Here is a 21954-nt window from a genome sequence, read left to right as displayed (position 1 = left end):
GGCCGAAAGCCCGCCTTTTTCTATCTGACTCACGGTCAGAAACCGCCGTCGGGGTCCAAATCACGAATTGAGTTCGCGATAGGCAATCCAAGGCTTCGCTGATCAAGCCATAGTACTTTGCGTCCACTATTTTCGCGTTCTGATAGAAGGTCAGTATGTGCCATTTGCATCGCGAGCAATAGCGCCTGCACTTGGTCGATCCCGTAAGCTTTTCGAGAACGTGAACCTTCGGGCCACGCTATTTCATATCGGCACTGGAAATCTCGCCCCTGCTCGAACTCGGGCAAAAAGAAACGGCAGGTCACCTCCTTACCGTCGACCGAAAGCGTCCTTTGAACAAAACTGACGGCCATTTCCCTCAGATCACCGTATCCGTCCAGCGGACGATATCCTTCGCCGCCTGACCGAAGGCGCCGTCCAGCGCGCTGACGTAAGCCGCATTGCCGCTGCCAGAGACCGGGGCGCTCGCGGTGAAGCTCTTCGAGGCACGCACCTCGCCGTTGCGGTCGTTCAGGATGCGCACGAACAGATCGACATCGGCATGCTCGCCGCCATTGACGCGCACCTCGAAGGAGCGCACCTCGACTATGATCTGGTAGTCGATCGCCAGCCCCTCGCCTGGCTTTCCGACGCCGGCAAAGCTGCCGGAGCGCTGGAAGGTTTCGGCCAGCCTCGCCTGCACGATCAGCGGCAGCCGGTCCGCCCATTGCGCGCCCTTGAGGAACTGGATCGACCGGTCGGAAGGCCTGATGACGATGTTCTGGCTGTCCAGCGCCTTGAGCGCCGACGGCTGGGCGATCAGGATCTGGCGCCGGCTGTGGGCACGCACGTCGAGCGACGGCGCGGACAATTCGAACGTGTCAAGCGGCGCCGGCTTGCCGCCCAGGGCCGCGCAGCCGGCGACCGCAAGCACCAGCAACGCTGCGGCGGACGATCTCAAACTACCCGCAACCACCCCGATCGACTTCACGCGTGATCCCCGCTGTCCCCGGATCTTACGATCAACCCGCATTTGCGGTTCATTTCTTGACGGTCGCGGCGGCCGAAGTCAACGCCGTGCCCTTCCATCGAACTGCCGGACCTCGCCGGCGCCGCCGGACAGAATGCGCTGCGGGTTGCGGCTCAGATCGGTCACCGCTTCCTCGATGCGATTGATCGAGCGCCGGCTGTCCTGCACCAGCCCCTCGACGTTCTGCAGGCCCTGGCCGGAGAAGCGCGACAGGTTGTCGACGATTGTGCCGAGGCGGGAGTTCAGCGTGTCGGCCACCTGCTTGAAGGATTTCAATGTCGCCCTGGCATCGGCCATGACACCGTTGGCCTCGCCGGAGCCGAGGAGATTGTCGACCTTGACCAGGATGCCGTCGACGCGCACCGAGGCATCGTTGAGCCGTTGCGCGAGCTGGCGGGCGTCCTTGATGGTCTCGTTGATGTCGTCGGAACGGTTGGCGATCTTGTCGGTGACCTTGGCGATGTCGGACGCCGCCTTGTCGGCGTTGGCGCTGGCCTTCTGGATGTTGGCCAAAGCGGCCTTGACGTCGGCCGGATCGATGCCGTCGAGCACGCCGTTGACCTTGGCCAATGTGCCTTGCGTCTGCTTGGCGAAATCGTTGATCGAGCCGACCGCCGTGTTGACGTTATCGATGACGGTGTCGAACTGCTTCGAGGTCTCTTTCAGGTTCGTCGTCACCGTGTCGATATTGGCCACGATGCTCTTGATCTGGTCCTTGTCGACGGAATTAAGCAGGCCTTCGGCTGCCTTCAGCGTGCTGTCGAGCCGGCCCGAGACATTCTTCAGCTGATCCGAAAGCGAGCTCACCGCCGACAGGAACTTGTCGATGCCGTCGGAATTCTTGGCCAGCGCGTCCGAGAAGGTCTCGACGTTCTTGACCGTCTGCGTCAGCGGACCGCGAACGTCCTTGGTGAAGCCTTCGAGCTCGCCAAGCACCTTGTCGGCGCGGGTGAAGATGTTCTGCGCCGTCTGCAAAAGGTTGGTGACCGCGGACGGATTGGCGACGATTTCGGCGACCTTGCCTTCCTTCTCCGCTTCGTCGAGCAGCCTGGTCTCTTTCGGATCGGCGCCCTTGAGCTCGATATTGGCCTGGCCGCTGAGGCCGGTCAGTCCGATATCGGCCTGCGTCGATTTGGTGATCGGCGTCCAACGGGCAATTTCGGTGTCGGCGATGGCGACGGTCGGATCGTCGCCGTCGATATAGACGTTCTTCACGTCACCCACCCTGACGCCGTTGAACAGCACAAGGCTGCCGCGGCTGAGGCCGGAAGCCGAGCCTGGGATGCGCACGCGCAGCATTGCCGTTTCACCCCTTTCGCCGATCGCCGCTGTCCAATAGACGAAAGCGAAGGCCGCCAGGATCGCACCCAGCGTGAAGATGCCGACAATAATGTAGTTGGCTCTTGTTTCCATCGCCCCACTTATGGCTATGCGCGCGCCGCAAGATCAAGTTGCCGGGCGCGTTTTCCGCGGAAATAGGATTTCACCCAAGGCTCCTCGCTCTTCAGCATGTCGTCGATCGTGCCCTCGACCAGCACCCTCTTCTTGCCGAGCACCGCCACGTGGTCGCAAGCGGTGAACAGCGTGTCGAGGTCGTGCGTGACCATGTAGACGGTCAGATCCATGGTGTCGCGCAGCTTGACGACGAGCTCGTCGAACTCGGCGGCGCTGATCGGGTCGAGCCCGGAGGTCGGCTCGTCGAGAAAGACGATGTCCGGATCGAGCGCCAGGGCGCGCGCCAGCGCCGCGCGCTTGATCATGCCGCCGGACAGCTCGGAGGGAAATTTCTGCGCCGCATCGGCCGGCAACCCGACCAGCTCGATCTTGAGCATGGCAAGCTCGTCCATCAGCGCCCTGGGCAGGTCGAGATATTCACGCATCGGGACCTGCACGTTTTCCAGCACCGTCAGCGCCGAAAATAGCGCGCCATGCTGGAAAAGGACGCCGAGCCGCATGTCGATGCGCAAACGATCCGCGTCGCTTGCCTTGTCGACGTCGACGCCGAACAGGCTGATCGTCCCCGATTGCTTCGGCATCAGTCCCAATATGGTGCGTAACAGCACCGATTTGCCGGCGCCCGAAGCGCCGACGAAGCCGAGGATTTCCCCGCGCTTGATATCGAGCGAGAGTTTGTCGAGGATCACCTTGTCGCCGATGGCGACGGTGACATCGCGAACCGAAAGCACGACTTCGTCGTCATTCGTGTCCTGCGCTGCCGTGGCGCCGTTGCCGTTCGCCATCTCAGAACCCGATCGCTGCGTAGAACATGGCGAAAAGCCCGTCGAGTATGATGACGACGAAGATCGACTTCACTACCGACGCGGTCACGTGCAGGCCCAGCGATTCGGCGCTGCCGCCGACCTTCATGCCCTCGACCGACGCGATGATGCCGATGATCAGGGCCATGAACGGCGCCTTGATCAGGCCGGCAAAGATGGTGCTGAGGTCGATGGCGACGCGCAGCCTGTCGATGAACGCGGCCGGTGGGATATCGGAATAGAGCCAGGCGGCGACGATGCCGCCGCCAAGCGCGGCGAAATTGGCGATGATCGTGAGGCATGGCAGCCCGATCACCAGCGCGACGAGACGCGGAAAGACCAGCACGCCGATCGGATTGAGGCCGATCACCTTCAGCGCGTCGACCTCCTCGCGCATCTTCATCGAGCCGATCTCGGCGGTGATCGCGCTGCCCGAACGGCCGGCGAGCATGATCGCCGTCATCAGCACGCCGAGCTCGCGCAGGATCAGCACGCCGACGAGGTCGACGACGAAGATGTTGGCGCCGAAATAGCTGAGCTGGTAGGCGCCCTGCTGGGCGACGATGGCGCCGACAATGGCCGACATCAGCACCACTACCGGTATCGCGCCGACGCCCATGCGATCGATCTGGTTGAAGATCGCGGCCGGGTTGACCGCGTGGCCGCGACCGAGCTTCATCTGCGCGCCGCGGATCGTGGCGCCGAGGATGTTCATGGAGGCGAAGAAATCGTCGCGCATCTCGTAGACGCGCCGGCCAACCAGCTCCAGCGCGCGCAGGATGATGTTGGGCGGCCCGGCCGGACCCGATTCGGGCTCCCGTCGAACCGCATCGCCGACCGCGCCGAGCAGGATCGAAGCGATCTCGCTCTGCCCCTGCAAATGGACCTCGACGCCTTTCTTCTCGAAGGCGCTGGCCAACCGGTCGATAAGCCATGCGCCGGCGGTGTCCATCTTTTCGATGTGGGAAAGGTCGAGCATCAGCTGTTTTGCGCCGCTTCTCTGCTCGATCTTGCGCATGTCGGCATCGACCAGCGCCACGGTGCGCGTCGTCCACACGCCGGAAAAGGCGCAGCCCAGCACGCCCCCTTCCTCGCCCACGGCGATGCGAGGCCGGTGCTCGGCGTCCTTGGGCTCGCCGCTTGCGTCGCGTTTGCGGATGGTCAACATGGCGTCCTGTTTAGCGTGACCGGACTGGCGTGTCGATTTGCCGGCAGACCGGTGTCGCACAGCCGGAGAAGAAAATTATGGCGCGTGTCATTTCGGTCGAAATGGAGCGATTCCCGATCGCCGGCACCTTCACCATCTCGCGCGGATCCAAAACCGAGGCCGAAGTCATCACCGTAACGATCGCTGACGGGGGACGTTCCGGGCGCGGCGAGTGCGTGCCGTACAGGCGCTACGGCGAGACCATGGAGGGGGTGCGCGCGACCATCGAGGCCATGCGCGATCCGATCGTCGCCGGCATCGACCGGACCGCCTTGCTCGCGGCCATGCCCGCGGGCGCCGCGCGAAACGCCATCGACTGCGCCCTTTGGGACCTGGAGGCCAAGCTGACCGGCACACCTGTGGCAGCGGCAATCGGGGCCCTTCCGATGAGGCCGCTGGAAACCGCCTACACGCTGTCGCTCGCCGAACCGGACGCCATGGCGGCGCAAGCGCGCGCCAATGCCGGGCGACCACTGCTCAAAGTCAAGATCGGCGGCGACGGCGACATGGCGAGGATTCGCGCGGTGACGGAAGCCGCTCCCGAAAGCCGCATCATCCTGGATGCCAACGAGGGCTGGACCGACGAAAATGTCGAGGCGAACCTTGCCTTCGCCGCGCGGCATGGCGTCGCGCTCGTCGAGCAGCCGCTGCCGGCGGGCAAGGACGGCATCCTGCGCCGGATCGGGCATCCGGTGCCGATATGCGCCGACGAAAGCGTGCATGCGGCAAGGGACCTCGATGCGCTGGTCGGGCTCTATGACGCCGTCAACATCAAGCTCGACAAATCCGGCGGCCTGACCGAGGCGTTGAACTTGCGCGACCGCGCGCGCGAGCTCGGCTTCGACATCATGGTGGGCTGCATGGTCGGCACTTCGCTCGCCATGGCCCCGGCGGTGCTGCTCGCGCAGGACGCCGACTTCGTCGACCTCGACGGTCCGCTGCTGCTGGCACGAGATCGCGAGCCCGGTCTCGTCTACCGGGGATCGCTGGTTTCACCTCCCGACGGGGTGCTTTGGGGCTGAACGGGAAGCTAGGCCTATCAGCACCATGCCGACGACCGCGATCGGGATCATCGCCCAGAAACCGTCGACGCCCAAACGGTCATAGAGCGGGCCTGAAGCGAGCGTCACCGCCGCCATGAAGAAGCCGTTGAAGAAATAGGCGATGCCTTGCGCGGCGCCCGTGCGCTCTTCGGAAACCGTTTCGCCGATCATCTTCTGCAGGCCGATCAACACCATCGCCACCGATACCGAATGCAGCGTCTGGACGCCGAAGAAGCCGGCGACGCCCAGACCGAGCGGCCAGACCAGCGGAAAGGCGATCCAGCGCACGATCGAACCGATGCCGGCGATCACCATCACCCTGGCCACCGAGATGGAAGCAAAAATACGATTGAAAAACAGAAACATGCAGACTTCCGACACCACGCCCCAGGCCCATAGCAGGCCAACGACGGAATCGCCGATTCCGATCGATTTCCAGTAGATCGAGACGAAGCCGTAGAGGAAGGCATGGCTGGCGGTGATGATGCCGACGCCGAGCGTGAAATAGAGGAAATAGGCATTGAACAGGCTCGGCGCCTTATGCTGGATCTCGGTCGCCGACAGCGGCGAGGCCTTGCGCGGCCGTCCCATGCGCGGCGACAGCAGCGCCGCGACCAAGGCCGCGCCAAGCGCAATGAAGATGATCACCGGGACCGCCTGCGGACCCGTGGCCGCCAGGATGAACCCGCCCACGACATTGGCGCACAGATACGAGATCGAGCCCCATTTGCGCATTGCCGTGTAGTTCGAGCCGAAACGGCGCACGCCCGAAAGCGCCAGCGAATCGGCCATCGGCGAATGCGGCGTCCAGACGATCGTCAAAAGCAGCGACACGGCGAGCACGACGGCATAGGTGGCCGGCAGGAAATAGCCGGCCGAGATGACCATGGAGGCTGCAACCACCGCGATATAGACATCGGCGCGATCCCGGGCCCGGTCGGCAAGCGCGGTCAGCATCGGCGTCGTCAACACGCGCAGGAACATCGGCGCGGCCAAGATGACCGCAATCTGCTCGGCATGAAAACCTTTCGCCTGCAGCCAGAGCGGAAAGTAAGGCAGATGCGTGCCTTGCGAGACGAACAAGGTCGCGAAGATCAGGCTCATGCGCAGTTCGAAATGGCTTGGCTTAACAAGCTGTTCGGGCGATAGCGGCGGCAGCGACATGAATCGATCCAATTTGGCTGCATTCGACTCCCATGCAACGTGTCTCGATCCCTAACATGCAGCAAAGCGCGACGGAACCGGCTGGACCAATCGATCGAGGGCTAAGCTGTTGACGGAAGGGCCTGTGGAAGCGAGCGCGGCCAGCTTGAGTGCGAAGACAACAGGCTGGACCGGGAAAAGGCAGCTGCGCTCAAGCCGCCTGAGCCGCCCTGCCCTTGAGGTCGATGATATCGACCGGCACCAGCGCTTCACTGCCGGCTGACGCCTCGGGCAGCACATGCGCCCAGGTCAGGATTTCCATGCGGCCGTCGAAATGCTCGACCACCGCCGTGCAGCTTTCCACCCAGTCGCCGGTGTTGATGTACTGCACATCGCCGTAATTCTCGATCGCGGCGTGATGGATGTGGCCGCAGATCACGCCGTCGACATGCGAGCGCCGCGCCTCTTCCGAAAGCACGGTCTGGAACGAGCCGATGAAGTTCACCGCCTTCTTCACCTTGACCTTCGCCCATGACGAGAACGACCAGTAAGGCAGGCCGAGCAGGTGGCGCAGCTTGGTCACCGCGCGGTTGATCAGCATCGCCGCGTCATAGGCATAGTCGCCGAGATAGGCCAGCCAGCGCTGGTTGTGCACCACCGTGTCGAACTGGTCGCCATGGATGACCAGCAGGCGCCGGCCGTCGGCGGTCTCGTGGATGGCGCGGTCGGCGACGACGATGCCGCCGAAATGCACGCCCTGGAACTGGCGGGCGAATTCGTCGTGATTGCCGGCGATATAGGTGATCGAGGCGCCCTTGCGCGCCTTGCGCAGCAGCTTCTGCACAACGTCATTGTGGCTCTGCGGCCAGTGCCAGTTGCGCCGCAGCCGCCAGCCGTCGACGATATCGCCGACCAGATAGATGATCTCGGCGTCGTGATGACGCAGGAAGTCGATCAGGAAATCGGCCTTGGCCGCTTTCGAGCCGAGATGCACGTCGGAAATGAACAGGGCGCGGAAAGTGCGGGGCTCTGGGTCGGACATCACGATTTTACCCTTTGCTTTCGCGTGCCTATGCCCCGATTCATGCAACAACCGTATGACGGTTGCGGTTGGTCCAGCCCAGGCGCTAGCTTGCGCGCAACACAATCAGGAGAAAACCGTCATGGATCTCGGCATTCGCGGCAAGAAAGCCATCGTCTGCGCCTCGAGCAAGGGACTGGGGCGAGGCTGCGCCATGGCGCTTGCCGAAGCCGGCGTCGACCTCGTCGTCAACGGCCGCAACGCCGAACTCTTGGCCAAGACCGCCAAGGAGATCCGCGATCTATTCGGCGTGGATGTCATCGAAGTTGCCGGCGACGTGTCGAAGCCCGAGGTGCAGAAAGCGATGCTTGCCGCCTGCCCCGACCTCGACATTCTGGTCAACAACAATGGCGGCCCGCCGCTGCGCGACTTTCGCGAGCTCGACCGCACCAAGATCCTTGAGGGCGTGACGCAGAACATGGTCACGCCGATCGAGCTCATCCAGGCGGTTATCGACGGCATGGCCAAGCGCGGCTTCGGCCGCATCGTCAACATCACGTCGCTGTCGGTCTATGTGCCGATCCCCGGTCTCGACCTGTCGTCCGGCGCGCGCGCCGGCCTGACCTCGTTCCTCGCCGGCGTGGCGCGGACGGTCATGGACCGCAACGTCACCATCAACAGCCTGCTGCCCGGCAAGCTCGATACCGACCGGCTGCGCGGCCCTCACGAGGCCGGCACTCCGGAAGACCCGGCCGCGGCCGCCGCGCGCAAGGCCCGCATCAGTGCCGACGTGCCGGCAAAACGTCTCGGCACGCCGGAGGAATTCGGCCAGATATGCGCCTTCCTATGCTCGGTCCATGCCGGCTACCTCACCGGCCAGAACATCCCGGTCGACGGCGGCCTCTACGTCAGCGCATTCTGACCGCCGACGATCCAAAGGCTTGAGGCTCACAGCCCAACCATCTGGAATCGATTGATTATTTTCGCTCCGGCATTGTGAAGGCCGCAGTCCGCTATTTGCCGTCGCGAAAACTCTCCGGCACATGCTAAAAGGCTCCCAAATCAGGAACAGAGGGAGGGCCGGATGGACGGCGAGAACAAGAAAACGGCCCGGTCGGACCTCGACGAGGCCGCCCTCTTCTTTCACAAGCACCCGACGCCGGGAAAGCTCGAGATCCAGGCGACGAAGCCGCTCGGCAACCAGCGCGACCTGGCGCTTGCCTATTCGCCGGGCGTGGCAGCGCCCTGCCTTGAGATCCGCGACGATCCCGCCACCGCCGCCGACTACACCGCCCGCGCCAATCTCGTCGGCGTCGTCTCCAACGGCTCCGCCGTGCTTGGGCTCGGCAATATCGGCCCGCTCGCCTCCAAGCCGGTCATGGAAGGCAAGGCGGTGCTGTTCAAGAAGTTCGCCGGCATCGACGTCTTCGACATCGAGATCGACGCGCCGGAGATCGAGCGGATGGTCGAGACGGTGGCAGCGCTCGAGCCGACCTTCGGCGGCATCAACCTCGAGGACATCAAGGCGCCTGAATGTTTCGAGGTCGAGGAGCGGCTGAAAGCCCGCATGGGCATTCCGGTCTTCCACGACGACCAGCACGGCACCGCGATCATCGTCGCAGCCGCGGTGCTCAACGGGCTGGAATTGGCCGGCAAGACGATTTCCGACATCAAGATCGTCACGTCCGGCGCGGGTGCGGCGGCGCTCGCCTGCCTCAACCTTTTGGTCTCGCTCGGCGCCAAGGTGGAAAACATCTGGGTCACCGACCGGTTCGGCGTCGCCCATAAGGGTCGCGTCGAGGAGATGGATCGCTGGAAAGACCCCTATGTGAAGGATACCGAGGCGCGCACGCTGGCCGACGTCATCTCCGGCGCCGACGTCTTTCTCGGCCTTTCCGCCGCCGGGGTGCTGAAGCCGGAGCTGCTGCAGCACATGGCGCCGAAACCGCTGATCCTGGCTTTGGCCAATCCCAATCCCGAGATCATGCCGGAAGTGGCGCGCGCCGCGCGGCCGGACGCCATGATCTGCACCGGGCGCTCGGATTTTCCCAATCAAGTCAACAACGTGCTGTGCTTTCCTTACATCTTCCGCGGCGCGCTCGATTGCGGCGCCAGCGCCATCAACGAGGAGATGAAGATGGCGGCCGTGCGGGCGATCGCCGCTCTTGCCCGCGAGGAGCCTTCGGATGTCGCGGCGCGCGCCTATTCCAGCGAGACGCCGATTTTCGGCCCCGATTTCCTGATCCCCTCGCCCTTCGATCCGCGCCTTATCCTGCGCATCGCGCCGGCGGTGGCGAAGGCTGCCTGCGACACCGGCGTCGCGACGCGGCCGATCGCCGACTTCACCGCCTATATCGACAAGCTCAACCGCTTCGTCTTCCGCTCCGGCTTGGTGATGAAGCCGGTGTTCTCCTCCGCCAAAACCTCGAGCGCCAAGCGCGTCATCTATGCCGACGGCGAGGACGAGCGCGTGCTGCGCGCCGCGCAAGTGGTGCTGGAGGAAGGCATCGCCGAACCGACCCTGATCGGCCGCCCGCATGTGGTCGAGGTCAGGCTGAAGCGTTACGGCCTGCGCATCCGTCCGGGTGTCGATTTCGCCCTGATCAATCCGGAGGACGATCCGCGTTACCGCCATTATGTCGACCTCTTGATCGAATTGGCCGGCCGGCGCGGCATAACGACGGAGGCCGCCCGCACCATGGTGCGCACCGACAACACGGTGATTGCGGCCCTGGCGCTGAAGCGCGGCGACGCGGACGCCATGGTCTGCGGCCTCGAAGGCCGCTTCGAACGGCATCTGCGCAATGTCGCGCTGATCATCGGGCCTCGCGCCGGCATCAAGGATCGGGACCTGTCGACGCTGTCGATGCTGATCTCCCAGCGCGGCATCATCTTCCTCACCGACACGCATGTCTCGGTCGATCCAACGGCGGAGGAGATCGCCGAAATGACGGTGCTGGCGGCGGAGGAAATCCAGCGCTTCGGCATCGAGCCGAAGGCAGCGCTTCTGTCGCATTCGGATTTCGGCTCGCGCGATTCCCCGAGCGCGCTGAAGATGCGCCGCGCGGCGGAAATCCTCGGCCGCATCGCGCCCGGCTTGCAGTGCGACGGCGAGATGCATGCCGATACCGCGCTGTCGGAGCATCTGCGCCAGCGCGTCTATCCGCATTCGCGGCTGAAGGGCGAAGCCAATCTTCTGGTCTTCCCGAACCTCGATTCGGCCAACATCACGCTGACGGCTTTGCGCGCCATGATGGACGCGCTGCATGTCGGGCCGATCCTGCTCGGCACCGACAAGCCCGCGCATATATTGACGCCGTCTGTAACCTCGCGCGGCGTCGTCAACATGACCGCGCTTGCGGTGGTCGAGGCGGCGCACAAGGCGCAGGCGCTGGTCGACCTGAATTGAGGCGGCGCGCCAAAGCGCAATTGTGTCGGGTTGCACACTAGGGAACAGTTAACCACGAACGCGATAGTCTTCCGGCCACGGGCAATCGGGATTCCAGGCGGATGAAGGGGCTGAAGCTGATGCATCTTGCGACGCTGCTTGCAGCGCTTGCAGGTTCCGCTGTCGCCGTCGCTGAGTCCCAGGCCGCCTCTCGCATATGCCGGCAGCTCGAAGCTGAACTCGCCACCGCCCGCGGTGGTGGCGGAGGCCCCGGCATCGTGCGCAGATATGACGACGCGATCGCCAGGCAGCGCGAGCAGCTTGCCAAGGCCCGCGGCCGGGCAAGCGACGCCGGTTGCGGCTTCACGCTGTTTTCGCGCAATGTCAGCCAATGCGCGGCGATCAACGCCTCGATTGAGCGCATGAACGCCAATCTGGACACCTTGCAGGCCAAGCGCGAGCGGCTGGCCGCCGGCGGCACGCGGCGCGACCGCAGCCGCATCCTGGCGGCGCTCGATGCCAATGGCTGCCGCGACGACGAGATCGCGCCGCGCCGCGCGCCGCTTCGGGAGGCGGCCCGCGACAATGGCGGCGGCAAGCTGTTCGAGCAGCTTTTCGGCCGCCAGGACCAGCAGCTCGAAACACCCGACACCCCCGATATGCCGGGCTCGGCGGACGTGCCGCCCGATGATCCGAGCGTGCGCAACATCCGCCGCGTCATCAACCAGCCGGACGGCATGGACCTGCCCCGGCTGGGCGGCGAGTTCCATACGATGTGCGTGCGCACCTGCGACGGCTATTTCTTCCCGATGTCGAATGCCGCTTCCATCGGCGACTTCGAGCGCGACCAGAAGAATTGCGAGTCGAGCTGCCCAGGTACCGAGATGCAGGTCTTCTATTCGCGCGGAATGGACGACGACTCTGGCTCGATGACCTCGTCGGCGACAGGTCAACCCTATAGCGAGCTGCCGACCGCCTATCTCTACAAACAGGCCAATTATTCGCGCCCGCCCACCTGCGGCTGCAACGCGCAGGCCGGCAATTTCACGATCATCGGCGGCAACCCGCCCGATCCCGAACAGTCGCAGCCGAACGGCGGGGCAGCGCCTTTCATTCCGAAGCCGGCGGTCAAACCCGATCCGGGCGCCGATCCGGAAACACTCGCCAATGCCGAAGGCAGGCTTGACCAGGACGCGATCAGGCGGCTGATCACCAAGGTGCCGGTGTCGCCGGTCTCGGCGCTGCCGCCCGATCAGCGCAAAGTCAGGGTCGTCGGGCCAGCGTTCCTTCCCGACCCATCAGCGGCAATAGATCTGAAAGCTCCGGCCCCGAAGTCCGCCCGGTAAGGGCCAACCTCAGCGGCATGAACAACGGCTTGCCCTTGCGGCCGGTGGCTTCCTTGATCTTGCCGGTCCAGTCCTTCCACACCGTGCCGTTCCACGGCTCATCGGGGAGAACGTCGAACGCCTGATTGAGGAAGTCACGGTCCTCGCCGGAAAATTCCGCCGGTTCCTGCGGACCCTCGCTCAGGATACGCCACCACGCGACGGCGTCCGACAGGCGGTCGAGATTGCCGCGCACCGCAATCCAGAACGGCTCGGCCTTGTCGCCGGAAATCCCCAGCACCATCAGCCGGTCGCGCGCTTCCTCGAACGACATGCGATGCATCAGCGTGCGGTTGAGCACGAAGAGCTCGTCCGGGTCGAATTTGGAGGCGGACCTGGACGTCGCCGCCGGATCGAAATGGCCGGCAAGCTCGCTGAGATCATGCGCGGCGGTGACATTTTCCGACGTGCCGACGAGCACCGCCAGCGAAGCGACGGCCATCGGCTCGATGCCGTCCTCGCGCAGGCTTTCGATCGACAGCGCGCCGGTGCGCTTCGACAGCCCCTCGCCCGACACGGTGGTGAGCAAGTTGTGGTGGCCGAAGACCGGCGGCTCGGCGCCCAGCGCCTTGAAGATGGCGATCTGCACGCCGGTGTTGGTGACATGGTCGTCGCCGCGGATGACATGGCTGACACCCATCTCGATGTCGTCGACCACCGAGGGCAGCGTGTAGAGATAGGTGCCGTCCTCGCGCACCAGGACAGGATCCGACAGCGAGGCGAGGTCGACCGTCTCCTCGCCGCGGACCAGGTCGTTCCAGCGCACCTCGGTGCGCTCGGGCTGCAGCGGGTCGTTGGTGTAGTTGGGCAGCAGGAAGCGCCAATGCGGCCGGCGGCCATCCGACTGGTATTCGGCCACCTGCTCCGGCGTCAGCATCAGCGCCTCGCGGCCATAGACCGGCGGCAGGCCGCGCGTGCGGCGCACCTTGCGGCGCAGGTCAAGCTCCTCCGGCGTCTCGTAGCAGGCATAAAGCACCCGCGCCGCCTTCAGCCGCTCGACCGCCGCGTCATAAATCTCGAAGCGGCGCGACTGGTATTCGGTGACATCCGGGAAGATGCCCAGCCAATGCAGGTCGTAAAGAATGGAATCGGCATATTCCTGCGTCGAGCGGGCAATGTCGGTGTCGTCGAAGCGCTGGATGAAACGGCCCTTGTTGTTCAAGGCGAAAAGCCAGTTGAACAGCGCGGTGCGCGCATTGCCGATATGGATGCGGCCGGTCGGCGATGGGGCAAAACGTACGGTAACTGTCATGAGCGGGGCGTAGCGGATGCTTTTGGTGTTGACAAGGCGCGCCCCCGCGCGAACGCAACAGATAGTGCAAGCCAGCTAAAATGAAAAGCCATCGGCCCGACACGGCTGCCCGCCTGGCCGGTCACCGCGTCAAGTGCCTGCAAAGCCGGGCTTCTTATGTCCCCGTTATCCACATATGTGACACACAAGATGTTGGGGTCATAAAAGCTACGCAAACGAATCCTTGACGGGTCGGAACGAGTCGCTTTTTATAGGCCATGCGCTCCTGTAGCGGGCGCGACCGGAGAGTTCTGAGGCCGGTCTTTTTTCCCGGATTTTGTGCGTTTTGCCCGGATTTCCGCCTGTTCACGAGGCCGGCGGAAGCGTTGGGATCGTTAGGGCTTGGGTGGGCGAAAGGGAGAATTGTCGGCCTGGAAAAAATGATCTGTTAACACTATATTTAGTGTTTGCAGGCAGGCTCGACGCTAGATAGTGTGAACCTCCCTCTACGGAGGGAATCGACAAAAGTTTCAGTTCGAGGGACCCGCGGGTCGGCCGGCAACCTGGGTAAGCGCCTGGAAAGGCGTTTGCTTGTCTGCATGGTGGCGCCCGCGACCAGGAGAGTGTCGGCGTCGCCCGCGATGCCGGCAAACGGCGGACTGCGCTTTTCGCCATGTGGGGCAGCAATCCCTTGGGAAAGGCGCTATATATAGACACAAAGGAACGGGACCAATGCGCATCGAGCGTCGTTTCACCAAGCCAGATCAGTCCGCCTATGCGGAGATCGAATTCCGCAAGGCTTTGTCGGAGATCAAGAATCCCGACGGCTCGGTGGTGTTCCGCCTGGACAATATCGATGTGCCGGCGCAGTTCAGCCAGGTTGCGGCTGATATCCTGGCCCAAAAGTATTTCCGCAAGGCCGGCGTGCCGGCGCGCCTGAAGAAGGTCGAGGAGAACGACGTTCCCTCCTTCCTGTGGCGTTCGGTCGCCGACGAGGCCGAGCTCGCCAAGCTGCCCGAGGCCGAGCGCTATGGTTCGGAAACCGATGCCCGCCAGGTTTTCGATCGCCTCGCCGGCACATGGACCTACTGGGGATACAAGGGCGGCTACTTCAAGTCCGAGGATGACGCGCGCGCCTTCCGCGACGAGCTCGCCTATATGCTCGCCACCCAGCGCGTCGCGCCGAACTCGCCGCAATGGTTCAACACCGGCCTGCACTGGGCCTATGGCATTGACGGCCCGAGCCAGGGCCACTTCTATGTCGACCCCTTTACCGGCAAGCTGACCAAGTCGAAGTCCTCCTACGAGCATCCGCAGCCGCATGCCTGCTTCATTCAGGGCGTGCAGGACGACCTCGTCAACGAGGGCGGCATCATGGACCTGTGGGTGCGTGAAGCGCGCCTGTTCAAATACGGCTCCGGCACCGGCTCGAACTTCTCGATGCTGCGCGGTGAGGGCGAAAAACTTTCCGGCGGCGGCCGCTCGTCCGGCCTGATGAGCTTCCTCAAGATCGGCGACCGCGCGGCGGGCGCCATCAAGTCGGGCGGCACGACGCGCCGCGCGGCGAAAATGGTCATCGTCGACGCCGACCACCCGGACATCGAGGACTTCATCGACTGGAAGGTCAATGAGGAGCAGAAGGTCGCCTCGCTGGTGACCGGCTCCAAGATCGTCAAGAAGCATCTCGAAGCCATCATGAAGGCTTGCGTCAATTGCGAAGGCCATGACGACGCCTGCTTCGACCCGGCGCTGAATACCGCGCTGAAGCGCGAGATCAAGGCGGCCAAGAAGGACTCCGTGCCGGAGAACTACATCTACCGCGTCATCCAGTTCGCCCGCCAGGGCTACACCTCGATGTCGTTCAAGACCTACGACACCGACTGGGATTCGGACGCCTATCTCACCGTCTCCGGCCAGAACTCCAACAATTCGGTGTCGCTGAAGGACAACTTCCTGCGCGCCGTCGAGGCCGATGGCGACTGGCAGCTCACCGCCCGCAAGGACGGCAAGGTGCTGAAGACGCTGAAGGCGCGCGACCTTTGGGAAAAGATCGGCTATGCCGCCTGGGCTTCCGCCGATCCGGGCCTGCACTTCAACACGACGATGAACGACTGGCACACCTGCGCCTCCGCCGGTGCGATCCGGGCTTCCAACCCGTGCTCGGAATACATGTTCCTCGACGACACGGCCTGCAACCTCGCCTCGATCAACCTTTTGCCCTACCGCCGCGAAGACGGCACGATCGACATCGCCGCTTACGAGCATACCGTTCGGCTGTGGACCGTCGTGCTCGAAATCTCGGTGATGATGGCGCAGTTCCCGTCCAAGGAGATCGCCAAGCTCTCCTACGACTACCGCACGCTCGGCCTCGGCTACGCCAATATCGGCGGCCTGCTGATGACCTCGGGCATTCCTTACGACTCCGACGAGGGCCGCGCCATCTGCGCCGCGCTCACCGCCATCATGACCGGCGTCGCCTACTCGACCTCGGCCGAAATGGCCGCCGAGCTCGGCGCCTTCCCGGACTATGACCGCAACGCCCAGAACATGCTGCGCGTCATGCGCAATCACCGCCGCGCCGCTTACGGCGACAAGGACGGCTACGAGAAGCTCGCCGTCAACCCGGTGCCGCTGGTCGTCTCCGACCTGAAGCAGCAGGCGCTGGCCGAGCATGCCCGCGCCGCCTGGGACCGCGCCATCGAGCTCGGCGAGGAACATGGCTACCGCAATGCGCAGGCAACCGTCATCGCGCCGACCGGCACGATCGGCCTCGTCATGGATTGCGACACAACCGGTATCGAGCCCGACTTCGCGCTGGTGAAGTTCAAGAAGCTCGCCGGCGGCGGCTATTTCAAGATCATCAACCGCGCCGTGCCGGAAGCGCTGCGCACGCTGGGCTATTCCGAAAGCCAGATCGCCGAGATAGAGGCCTATGCGGTCGGCCACGGCAATCTCAACCAGGCGCCCGGTATCAACCCCTCCTCGCTGAAGGCCAAGGGTTTTAGCGACGAGAAGATCGCGGCGCTGAATGCGGCGCTGAAATCGGCCTTCGACATCAAGTTCGTGTTCAATCAGTGGACGCTCGGCGCCGACTGGGTGAAGGAGACGCTCGGCTTCACCGACGAGCAGCTCGGCGACATCTCCTTCGAGATGCTGCCGGCTCTCGGCTTCTCGAAGAAGGACATCGACGCAGCCAACATCCATGTCTGCGGTGCGATGACCTTGGAAGGCGCGCCCTTCCTCAAGGCCGAGCACCTGCCGGTGTTCGACTGCGCCAGCCCCTGCGGCAAGATCGGCAAGCGCTCGCTCTCGATCAACAGCCACATCCTGATGATGGCGGCAGCGCAGCCCTTCATCTCGGGCGCCATCTCCAAGACCATCAACATGCCGAACGAGGCGACAGTCGAGGACGCCAAGAACGCCTACATGCTGTCCTGGAAGCTGGCGCTGAAGGCCAACGCGCTTTATCGCGACGGCTCGAAACTGTCGCAGCCGCTCAATGCCTCGCTGCTCGTCGATGACGACGAGGACGAGGACGAGGCGGTCGAGCAGCTGATCGCGGCGCCCGCCGCGCAGCGCGCCGTGCAGGTGACGGAAAAGATCGTCGAGCGCGTCATCGAGCGGCTCTACCGCGACCGCGAGAAACTGCCGAACCGCCGCAAGGGCTACACCCAGAAGGCCGTCGTCGGCGGCCACAAGGTGTATCTCCGGACGGGCGAATTCGACGACGGCCGCCTGGGCGAGATCTTCATCGACATGCACAAGGAGGGCGCCGCATTCCGCGCGATGATGAACAACTTCGCCATCGCCATCTCGCTCGGCCTGCAATACGGCGTGCCGCTCGATGAATATGTCGAGGCCTTCACCTTCACCAAGTTCGAGCCGGCCGGCATGGTGCAGGGCAACGACGCGATCAAGAACGCGACGTCGATCCTCGACTATGTGTTCCGTGAGCTCGCCGTCTCCTATCTCGGCCGCCACGACCTCGCCCATGTCGACCAGTCGGACTTCGACAAGACCGCGCTCGGCCGCGGCATCACCGAAGGCAAGGCGACGCCCTTCTCCAAGGGCCTCTATCGCGGCGCCTCGCCGGTGAAGCTGGTGTCCGCTGCGGGTTCTGACCCGAAGGGTTTCGGCGGCTCTGGGCCGTCGACCGCCCCTGCCCGCGCGGCACCCACCGCCTTCTCAGGCTCGAACGTGCTGGCGCTGAAGCCGGCGAGCGACGAGGCCATCGCCTACAAGCGCGACTATGAGGAGCGCGCCAGGGAACTGGCCGAGGATATGGTGGAAGAAGAAGCCGAGGCCGCCGGCGGCGCCGAGGCCCTGTTCACCGACGCTGCCGCCAATGAGGCGGCCGAGGCGAAGAAGCTCGCCGCGACAAGGCGCCAGCAATCGCTTCTCCAGGGCTACACCGGCAACGAATGCTCGGAGTGCCACAACTTCACCATGGTGCGGAACGGCACCTGCGAGAAGTGCGACACTTGTGGAAGCACGAGCGGGTGCAGCTGAAAAGCTTCGCGAAATTCCTTCTACGGCTAATTAGTCCCGCGCTCAGGGCGCAGGACTTTCATTGGAAATGGACTCGACGCGATATCAGATCTTTTTCAAGCTCAAGGCTTCAGATTGGAGAACGAGCGACGAATGGTTATGCAGACTTTGCTGGAGTTGGATTGCATTCCATCCAGTATGGAGTTCTGCTTCGGACGAAGACACTTTTGAATCTATCACACTGTTATCGACGGTCGCGACGGGTAAGCCGGTGCTTGGTTCCTGATTAACCGGCCTTGCTACGCAAGCGTTGCCGGAACTGGCAAAGCCTTTTCGTTCGCCAGTTCACTGAGCCGCAGCCAAGTCGCACGGTCGACCAGCACGCCAGTTTCGGACCGTCGCATTTTTTCAAGTTTTTCGGGATCGCCCGGCGCCATAACTTGGCCGCCGGCGACGCTCTCACAAGCACGAAGCTTAGTGACGAGACTTGAAGCGACTTCCAGCAGCGGTGCCATACCGCGAAAGCGTGCTCCGTCCAGCACCAAGAAAAAGTGACCTAATGGGCTGGGCTGGCCCCTGCTGACATCATTTAAAGCCGGCAAGGTAACGGCTGCAGCGCTGCCCGTGAACATCGTGCATAGCAACTCAACCATTGTTGCCAGTCCGGCGCCTTTGTATCCATATTCGACCCCTCCCAGCGGTAGTAGGGATACCGCACGATGCGGATCGGTCGTCATCCGCCCCTCTTGATCAACCGCGACGTCCTCTGGCAATTGAGTGCCGGTATCGCGCCTGAGGTATATCCGGTTGAGAGGGATAGAGCTTGTCGCCATGTCCAGCAGCACGGGTTCTTCGCGTTCAAGCGGAACCGCGAAGGCAATCGGATTCGTTCCATGGAAAGGCTCTCGTCCGGAATGCGCGACAACACCTGGACCGGATTGCGTGAAACCGAAGGTTACGAAACCCTGGGACGCACCATGGAGAGCGTATGTCCCTGTGGCGCCATGGTGTGACGTGCGGTGGACGGCAACGGCTCCAATACCGGTCTCTTTCGCGAGCACGATCGCTTCATTAACCGCGCGGTAGCTAGCGACATGACCGAACCCACCGTCTGCATCCACAACGCCCAAGCCTGGCGCGACTTTCGAGTATTTGATATTGGCGGACGTATTCAGTCGCCCACCCTTGATCCACTGAACATAAAGCGGGAGGAGACGCACACCGTGGGTATCAACACCGCGAAGCGATGCTTCCGACAGTGCCCGGGCACAGGCCGCGGCAGCGGACTCCGAAGCACCATGGCTTTGCAAAACAAGGCTGCAGAATGCCTCTAAGGCTGCGTGACGAATTTGGACATTTTCGAAGGTTTCCATATTACAAACCCAGTCTTTGTTCCAGTCATCGTCGGCGATCAAACAGATTTCAGCAAAGATAAGCGGCGAACAACGGACGGCGCCGTCGCCGATCGCACGGATGAAACCGTCGGCCCACCAACGGAGCCTACTATATGTGAACGGAAATAGCGCAATGCTTTATGCTGTGATCATCGAAAAAGCCGGAAATAACTTTTCCGCATATGTGCCCGACCTGCCAGGCTGCATCGCTACCGGAGCGACGGTAGCTGAAGTGGAAACCGAAATCCGTGATGCGATCCGCTTCCACATCGAAAGTCTGCGTGCCGACGGACTGGGTGTGCCGAAAGGCGTCAGCCTGGCCGAGTATGTAGAGGCATAGCTGCCGCCAGCCACGCCGACCCTGGGTAAGGCCTCGCTGCCAAACGCACCCATTGACCGACAATGATCGACCACATCACCATCGAAGTGAACGACCTCGAGAAGAGCAAGCTCTTCTACGAAAAGGCCTTTTCGCCGTTGGGATATCGCCTGTCCTTCGGCAAGGAAGGCGTGTTCTGGGCCTTCGATGTCGGCAATGGCTGCCTGTTCGAGATCCAGAGCACGGGCGAGAAGCCGCCGCTCACCCATCTGCATGTCGCCTTCCGGGTGAAGAGCAAGACGGAGGTGGATGCGTTCTACCGCTCGGCGCTCGAAGCGGGCGCGGCGGACAATGGCGCGCCCGGGCCGCGTCCGGATTATGCGGAGCATTACTACGCCTGCTTCGTGCTCGACCCCGATGGTTATAATATCGAGGCGATGATCAACGGGGGGGTAGGTGGCGGCAAAACCTCCGCTTCGTCATTCCAGGGCGGAGCAAGGAGCGAAGCGACGCGCGCAGACCCTGGAATCCATTCCGTGACTCTGAAGCGTTGCAGCGGGTTCAGAATTCTGCACCGTTGCGCGCTGCGATAAGGGTCACGGCATGGATTCTCGGGTCAAGCCCGAGAATGACGAACGCGGAGGACGCGCGCCCTCTCCTTCTCCCCTTGTGGGAGAAGGTGGATCGGCGCGACAGCGCCGAGACGGATGAGGGGTGTTCCAGCGGAGTGAGACGCTGGCGATCATGCTGCAGCGCCCCAAGCCGGCAAAGGTTTCCGTCAAGCTGGAGCACCCCTCATCCGTCGCCTTCGGCGACACCTTCTCCCACAAGGGGAGAAGGGAAAGAGCCCTCAATCCGCGTCGGCTATCATCTGCCCGCCGCCCAGCCAGGCGCGCCATTGGCGCTCGTCGCCATGGAAGACGTTGAGGTCGATGCGGCCGCTGACGCCATGCGACAGGCCGGAGCCGGAATACTGCCAGAACAGCCATCTGCGGCCCGGATAAACCTTTGACGGGTGCGCCGCCACCGCGCGCAGCCAGAATGGGTAGTCCTGGAAGGCGCCGCGCAGGTTGTCGCGATAGAAGTCGGGGCTGGTGTAGATGATGGGCCGCTGACCGTAGTGGCGCTCCAGCCTGTCCATGAACACCTGCATTTTTTCCAGCACCTTTTCACGCGAAGGCCGCCGCTTGCAGGAGGACTCGCCGTTCCACTCGACGTCGATGACCGGCGGCAGCGCGCCGTCGACCTTCGGCACGTTGCGGATGAACCAGTCGGCCTGCTCGCCGGCGGTGCGGCACCAGTAGAAGAAATGATAGGCGCCGCGCTTCAGCCCGGCGGCATCGGCGTTGCGCCAGTTCTTCATGAACATCGGGTCGAGATGGTCGCCGCCGTCGGTCGCCTTGATATAGGCGAAATTGGCGCCCTGGGCGCGTAGCTTCTGCCAGTTGATGTTGCCCTGCCAGCGCGAGACGTCGACGCCGTGAACGGCAAGGTGGCGCGGCGAGGAACGGCCGAAATTGATCGGCTTGGCGTCGCGGAACGCATAGCGGGTGACCGGACCGGCGAGCATGGCGGGCGCAGCGCGCGACAGTCGCTTCGGCGGCGAGACTAGCGCTGCCTCCTGCACCGGCGGCTCGACGCTGTCCGGCAGATCGGCCGCCGGGAAGTTCACCGTCTCCTCCTCGGCAAGGCCGAAGGGGCGCGAATTCTCGTCGTCGGGGATGGCATTGTTTTCGTCGAGCAACGGCGCCGGCGGCTTGATGCGCGCGGCGCCCGACATCGATGCGGTCTCGACGGTTCTTTCGGTGACGGCTGTCCTCGCGCCCTTCGACACCGGCGAGCTCGGCCGCACGACCGAGCTCGTCGTCTCGTTGGACGGCATCTGCAAGGCATCGACGCCCGACGTGGACGAGCAGCCGGCAAGGCAAAGCGATGCGAGCACGAAACTGACGACGCCAAAAATCCGCATCTTGACCTGTACGCAAAACAAAACAGACCGAAGGCAGGGACAGCGCCGCCGGAAACGCCATTCCTAATGAGAAATTACCAACAAAGTTTGAATCAAAAT

The 21954-nt window shown here is 63.3% G+C and carries 16 protein-coding genes and 1 pseudogene; 7 read left to right on the top strand and 10 right to left on the bottom strand.

From position 1 onward, the window contains the following. Positions 1–35 precede the first annotated feature (35 nt). The 5 genes from FJW05_RS03065 to FJW05_RS03045 are packed head-to-tail and all read right to left on the bottom strand — an operon-like array spanning position 36 to position 4435. Positions 36–353 (bottom strand): hypothetical protein, encoded by a 318-nt coding sequence (locus FJW05_RS03065; RefSeq protein ID WP_140627668.1) that lies wholly within the window; start codon positions 351–353, stop codon positions 36–38. A gap of 5 nt (positions 354–358) precedes the next feature. Further along, the gene (locus FJW05_RS03060; RefSeq protein ID WP_140627666.1) at positions 359–1012 is read right to left on the bottom strand and encodes an ABC-type transport auxiliary lipoprotein family protein; all 654 of its coding nucleotides are present in this window, start codon (positions 1010–1012) and stop codon (positions 359–361) included. Positions 1013–1048: 36 nt separating this feature from the next. Beyond that, positions 1049–2422, bottom strand: a complete 1374-nt coding sequence (locus tag FJW05_RS03055) for an MlaD family protein (RefSeq protein ID WP_140542797.1) — start codon at positions 2420–2422, stop codon at positions 1049–1051. A gap of 14 nt (positions 2423–2436) precedes the next feature. Beyond that, positions 2437–3249, bottom strand: a complete 813-nt coding sequence (locus FJW05_RS03050) for an ABC transporter ATP-binding protein (RefSeq protein ID WP_140627664.1) — start codon at positions 3247–3249, stop codon at positions 2437–2439. Between the two features lies 1 nt (position 3250). After that, positions 3251–4435: an ABC transporter permease gene (locus FJW05_RS03045; RefSeq protein ID WP_140542799.1), complete on the bottom strand. Its 1185-nt coding sequence runs from the start codon at positions 4433–4435 to the stop codon at positions 3251–3253. A 77-nt stretch (positions 4436–4512) separates the two neighbouring features. Between FJW05_RS03045 and dgcA the strand changes: the two genes are divergently transcribed. Next, positions 4513–5496, top strand: a complete 984-nt coding sequence (dgcA, locus tag FJW05_RS03040) for an N-acetyl-D-Glu racemase DgcA (protein WP_140627661.1) — start codon at positions 4513–4515, stop codon at positions 5494–5496. Here dgcA and FJW05_RS03035 read toward each other — a convergent pair. After that, complete coding sequence (locus FJW05_RS03035) at positions 5467–6681, bottom strand: MFS transporter (protein WP_140627659.1); 1215 nt, start codon at positions 6679–6681, stop codon at positions 5467–5469. The genes dgcA and FJW05_RS03035 overlap by 30 nt on opposite strands. A gap of 190 nt (positions 6682–6871) precedes the next feature. Further along, positions 6872–7702 (bottom strand): UDP-2,3-diacylglucosamine diphosphatase, encoded by an 831-nt coding sequence (locus tag FJW05_RS03030; protein ID WP_140627656.1) that lies wholly within the window; start codon positions 7700–7702, stop codon positions 6872–6874. Between the two features lie 121 nt (positions 7703–7823). Here FJW05_RS03030 and FJW05_RS03025 point away from each other — a divergent pair, with 121 nt between their 5' ends. The 3 genes from FJW05_RS03025 to FJW05_RS03015 all read left to right on the top strand — a co-directional run bounded on the left by FJW05_RS03025 (position 7824) and on the right by FJW05_RS03015 (position 12415). Beyond that, positions 7824–8603, top strand: coding sequence for an SDR family oxidoreductase (locus tag FJW05_RS03025; RefSeq protein WP_140627653.1), 780 nt, complete (start codon positions 7824–7826; stop codon positions 8601–8603). Positions 8604–8765: 162 nt separating this feature from the next. Next, the gene (locus FJW05_RS03020) at positions 8766–11090 is read left to right on the top strand and encodes an NADP-dependent malic enzyme (RefSeq protein WP_140627651.1); all 2325 of its coding nucleotides are present in this window, start codon (positions 8766–8768) and stop codon (positions 11088–11090) included. 119 nt (positions 11091–11209) lie between these two features. Continuing rightward, entirely contained in the window at positions 11210–12415 is a 1206-nt protein-coding gene (locus FJW05_RS03015; RefSeq protein WP_246673199.1) for a DUF2865 domain-containing protein, read from the top strand. Here FJW05_RS03015 and FJW05_RS03010 read toward each other — a convergent pair. Beyond that, positions 12333–13706 (bottom strand): glutamate--tRNA ligase, encoded by a 1374-nt coding sequence (locus FJW05_RS03010; protein ID WP_140627645.1) that lies wholly within the window; start codon positions 13704–13706, stop codon positions 12333–12335. The two genes, FJW05_RS03015 and FJW05_RS03010, sit on opposite strands and share 83 nt — an antisense overlap. 711 nt (positions 13707–14417) lie before the next feature. On the opposite strand from FJW05_RS03010, the gene FJW05_RS03005 reads away from it, so the two are divergent. After that, a complete protein-coding gene (locus tag FJW05_RS03005) occupies positions 14418–18194 on the top strand; it encodes a vitamin B12-dependent ribonucleotide reductase (RefSeq protein WP_140627643.1) in 3777 nt (1258 codons plus the stop codon). Positions 18195–18472: 278 nt separating this feature from the next. Here the strand turns inward: FJW05_RS03005 and FJW05_RS03000 are convergent, their stop codons facing one another. Next, a complete protein-coding gene (locus FJW05_RS03000; RefSeq protein ID WP_140627641.1) occupies positions 18473–19588 on the bottom strand; it encodes an Ldh family oxidoreductase in 1116 nt (371 codons plus the stop codon). A gap of 112 nt (positions 19589–19700) precedes the next feature. Between FJW05_RS03000 and FJW05_RS02995 the strand changes: the two genes are divergently transcribed. Together FJW05_RS02995 and FJW05_RS02990 are read left to right on the top strand one after the other, a co-directional pair. Then, positions 19701–19907 carry a type II toxin-antitoxin system HicB family antitoxin gene (locus tag FJW05_RS02995; RefSeq protein WP_140542809.1) on the top strand — a complete coding sequence of 69 codons (207 nt, stop codon included), beginning with the start codon at positions 19701–19703 and terminating at the stop codon, positions 19905–19907. Between the two features lie 62 nt (positions 19908–19969). After that, positions 19970–20332, top strand: a pseudogene (locus tag FJW05_RS02990) (VOC family protein); the annotation flags it as partial. A gap of 404 nt (positions 20333–20736) precedes the next feature. Here FJW05_RS02990 and FJW05_RS02985 read toward each other — a convergent pair. Then, complete coding sequence (locus tag FJW05_RS02985; protein ID WP_140627631.1) at positions 20737–21855, bottom strand: GH25 family lysozyme; 1119 nt, start codon at positions 21853–21855, stop codon at positions 20737–20739. Between the last annotated feature and the right edge of the window lie 99 nt (positions 21856–21954).

The sequence above is a fragment of the Mesorhizobium sp. B2-9-1 genome (genome assembly GCF_006439455.1).
Classification (GTDB): Bacteria; Pseudomonadota; Alphaproteobacteria; order Rhizobiales; family Rhizobiaceae; genus Mesorhizobium.
This window is presented reverse-complemented; position numbering and strand designations above follow the sequence as displayed.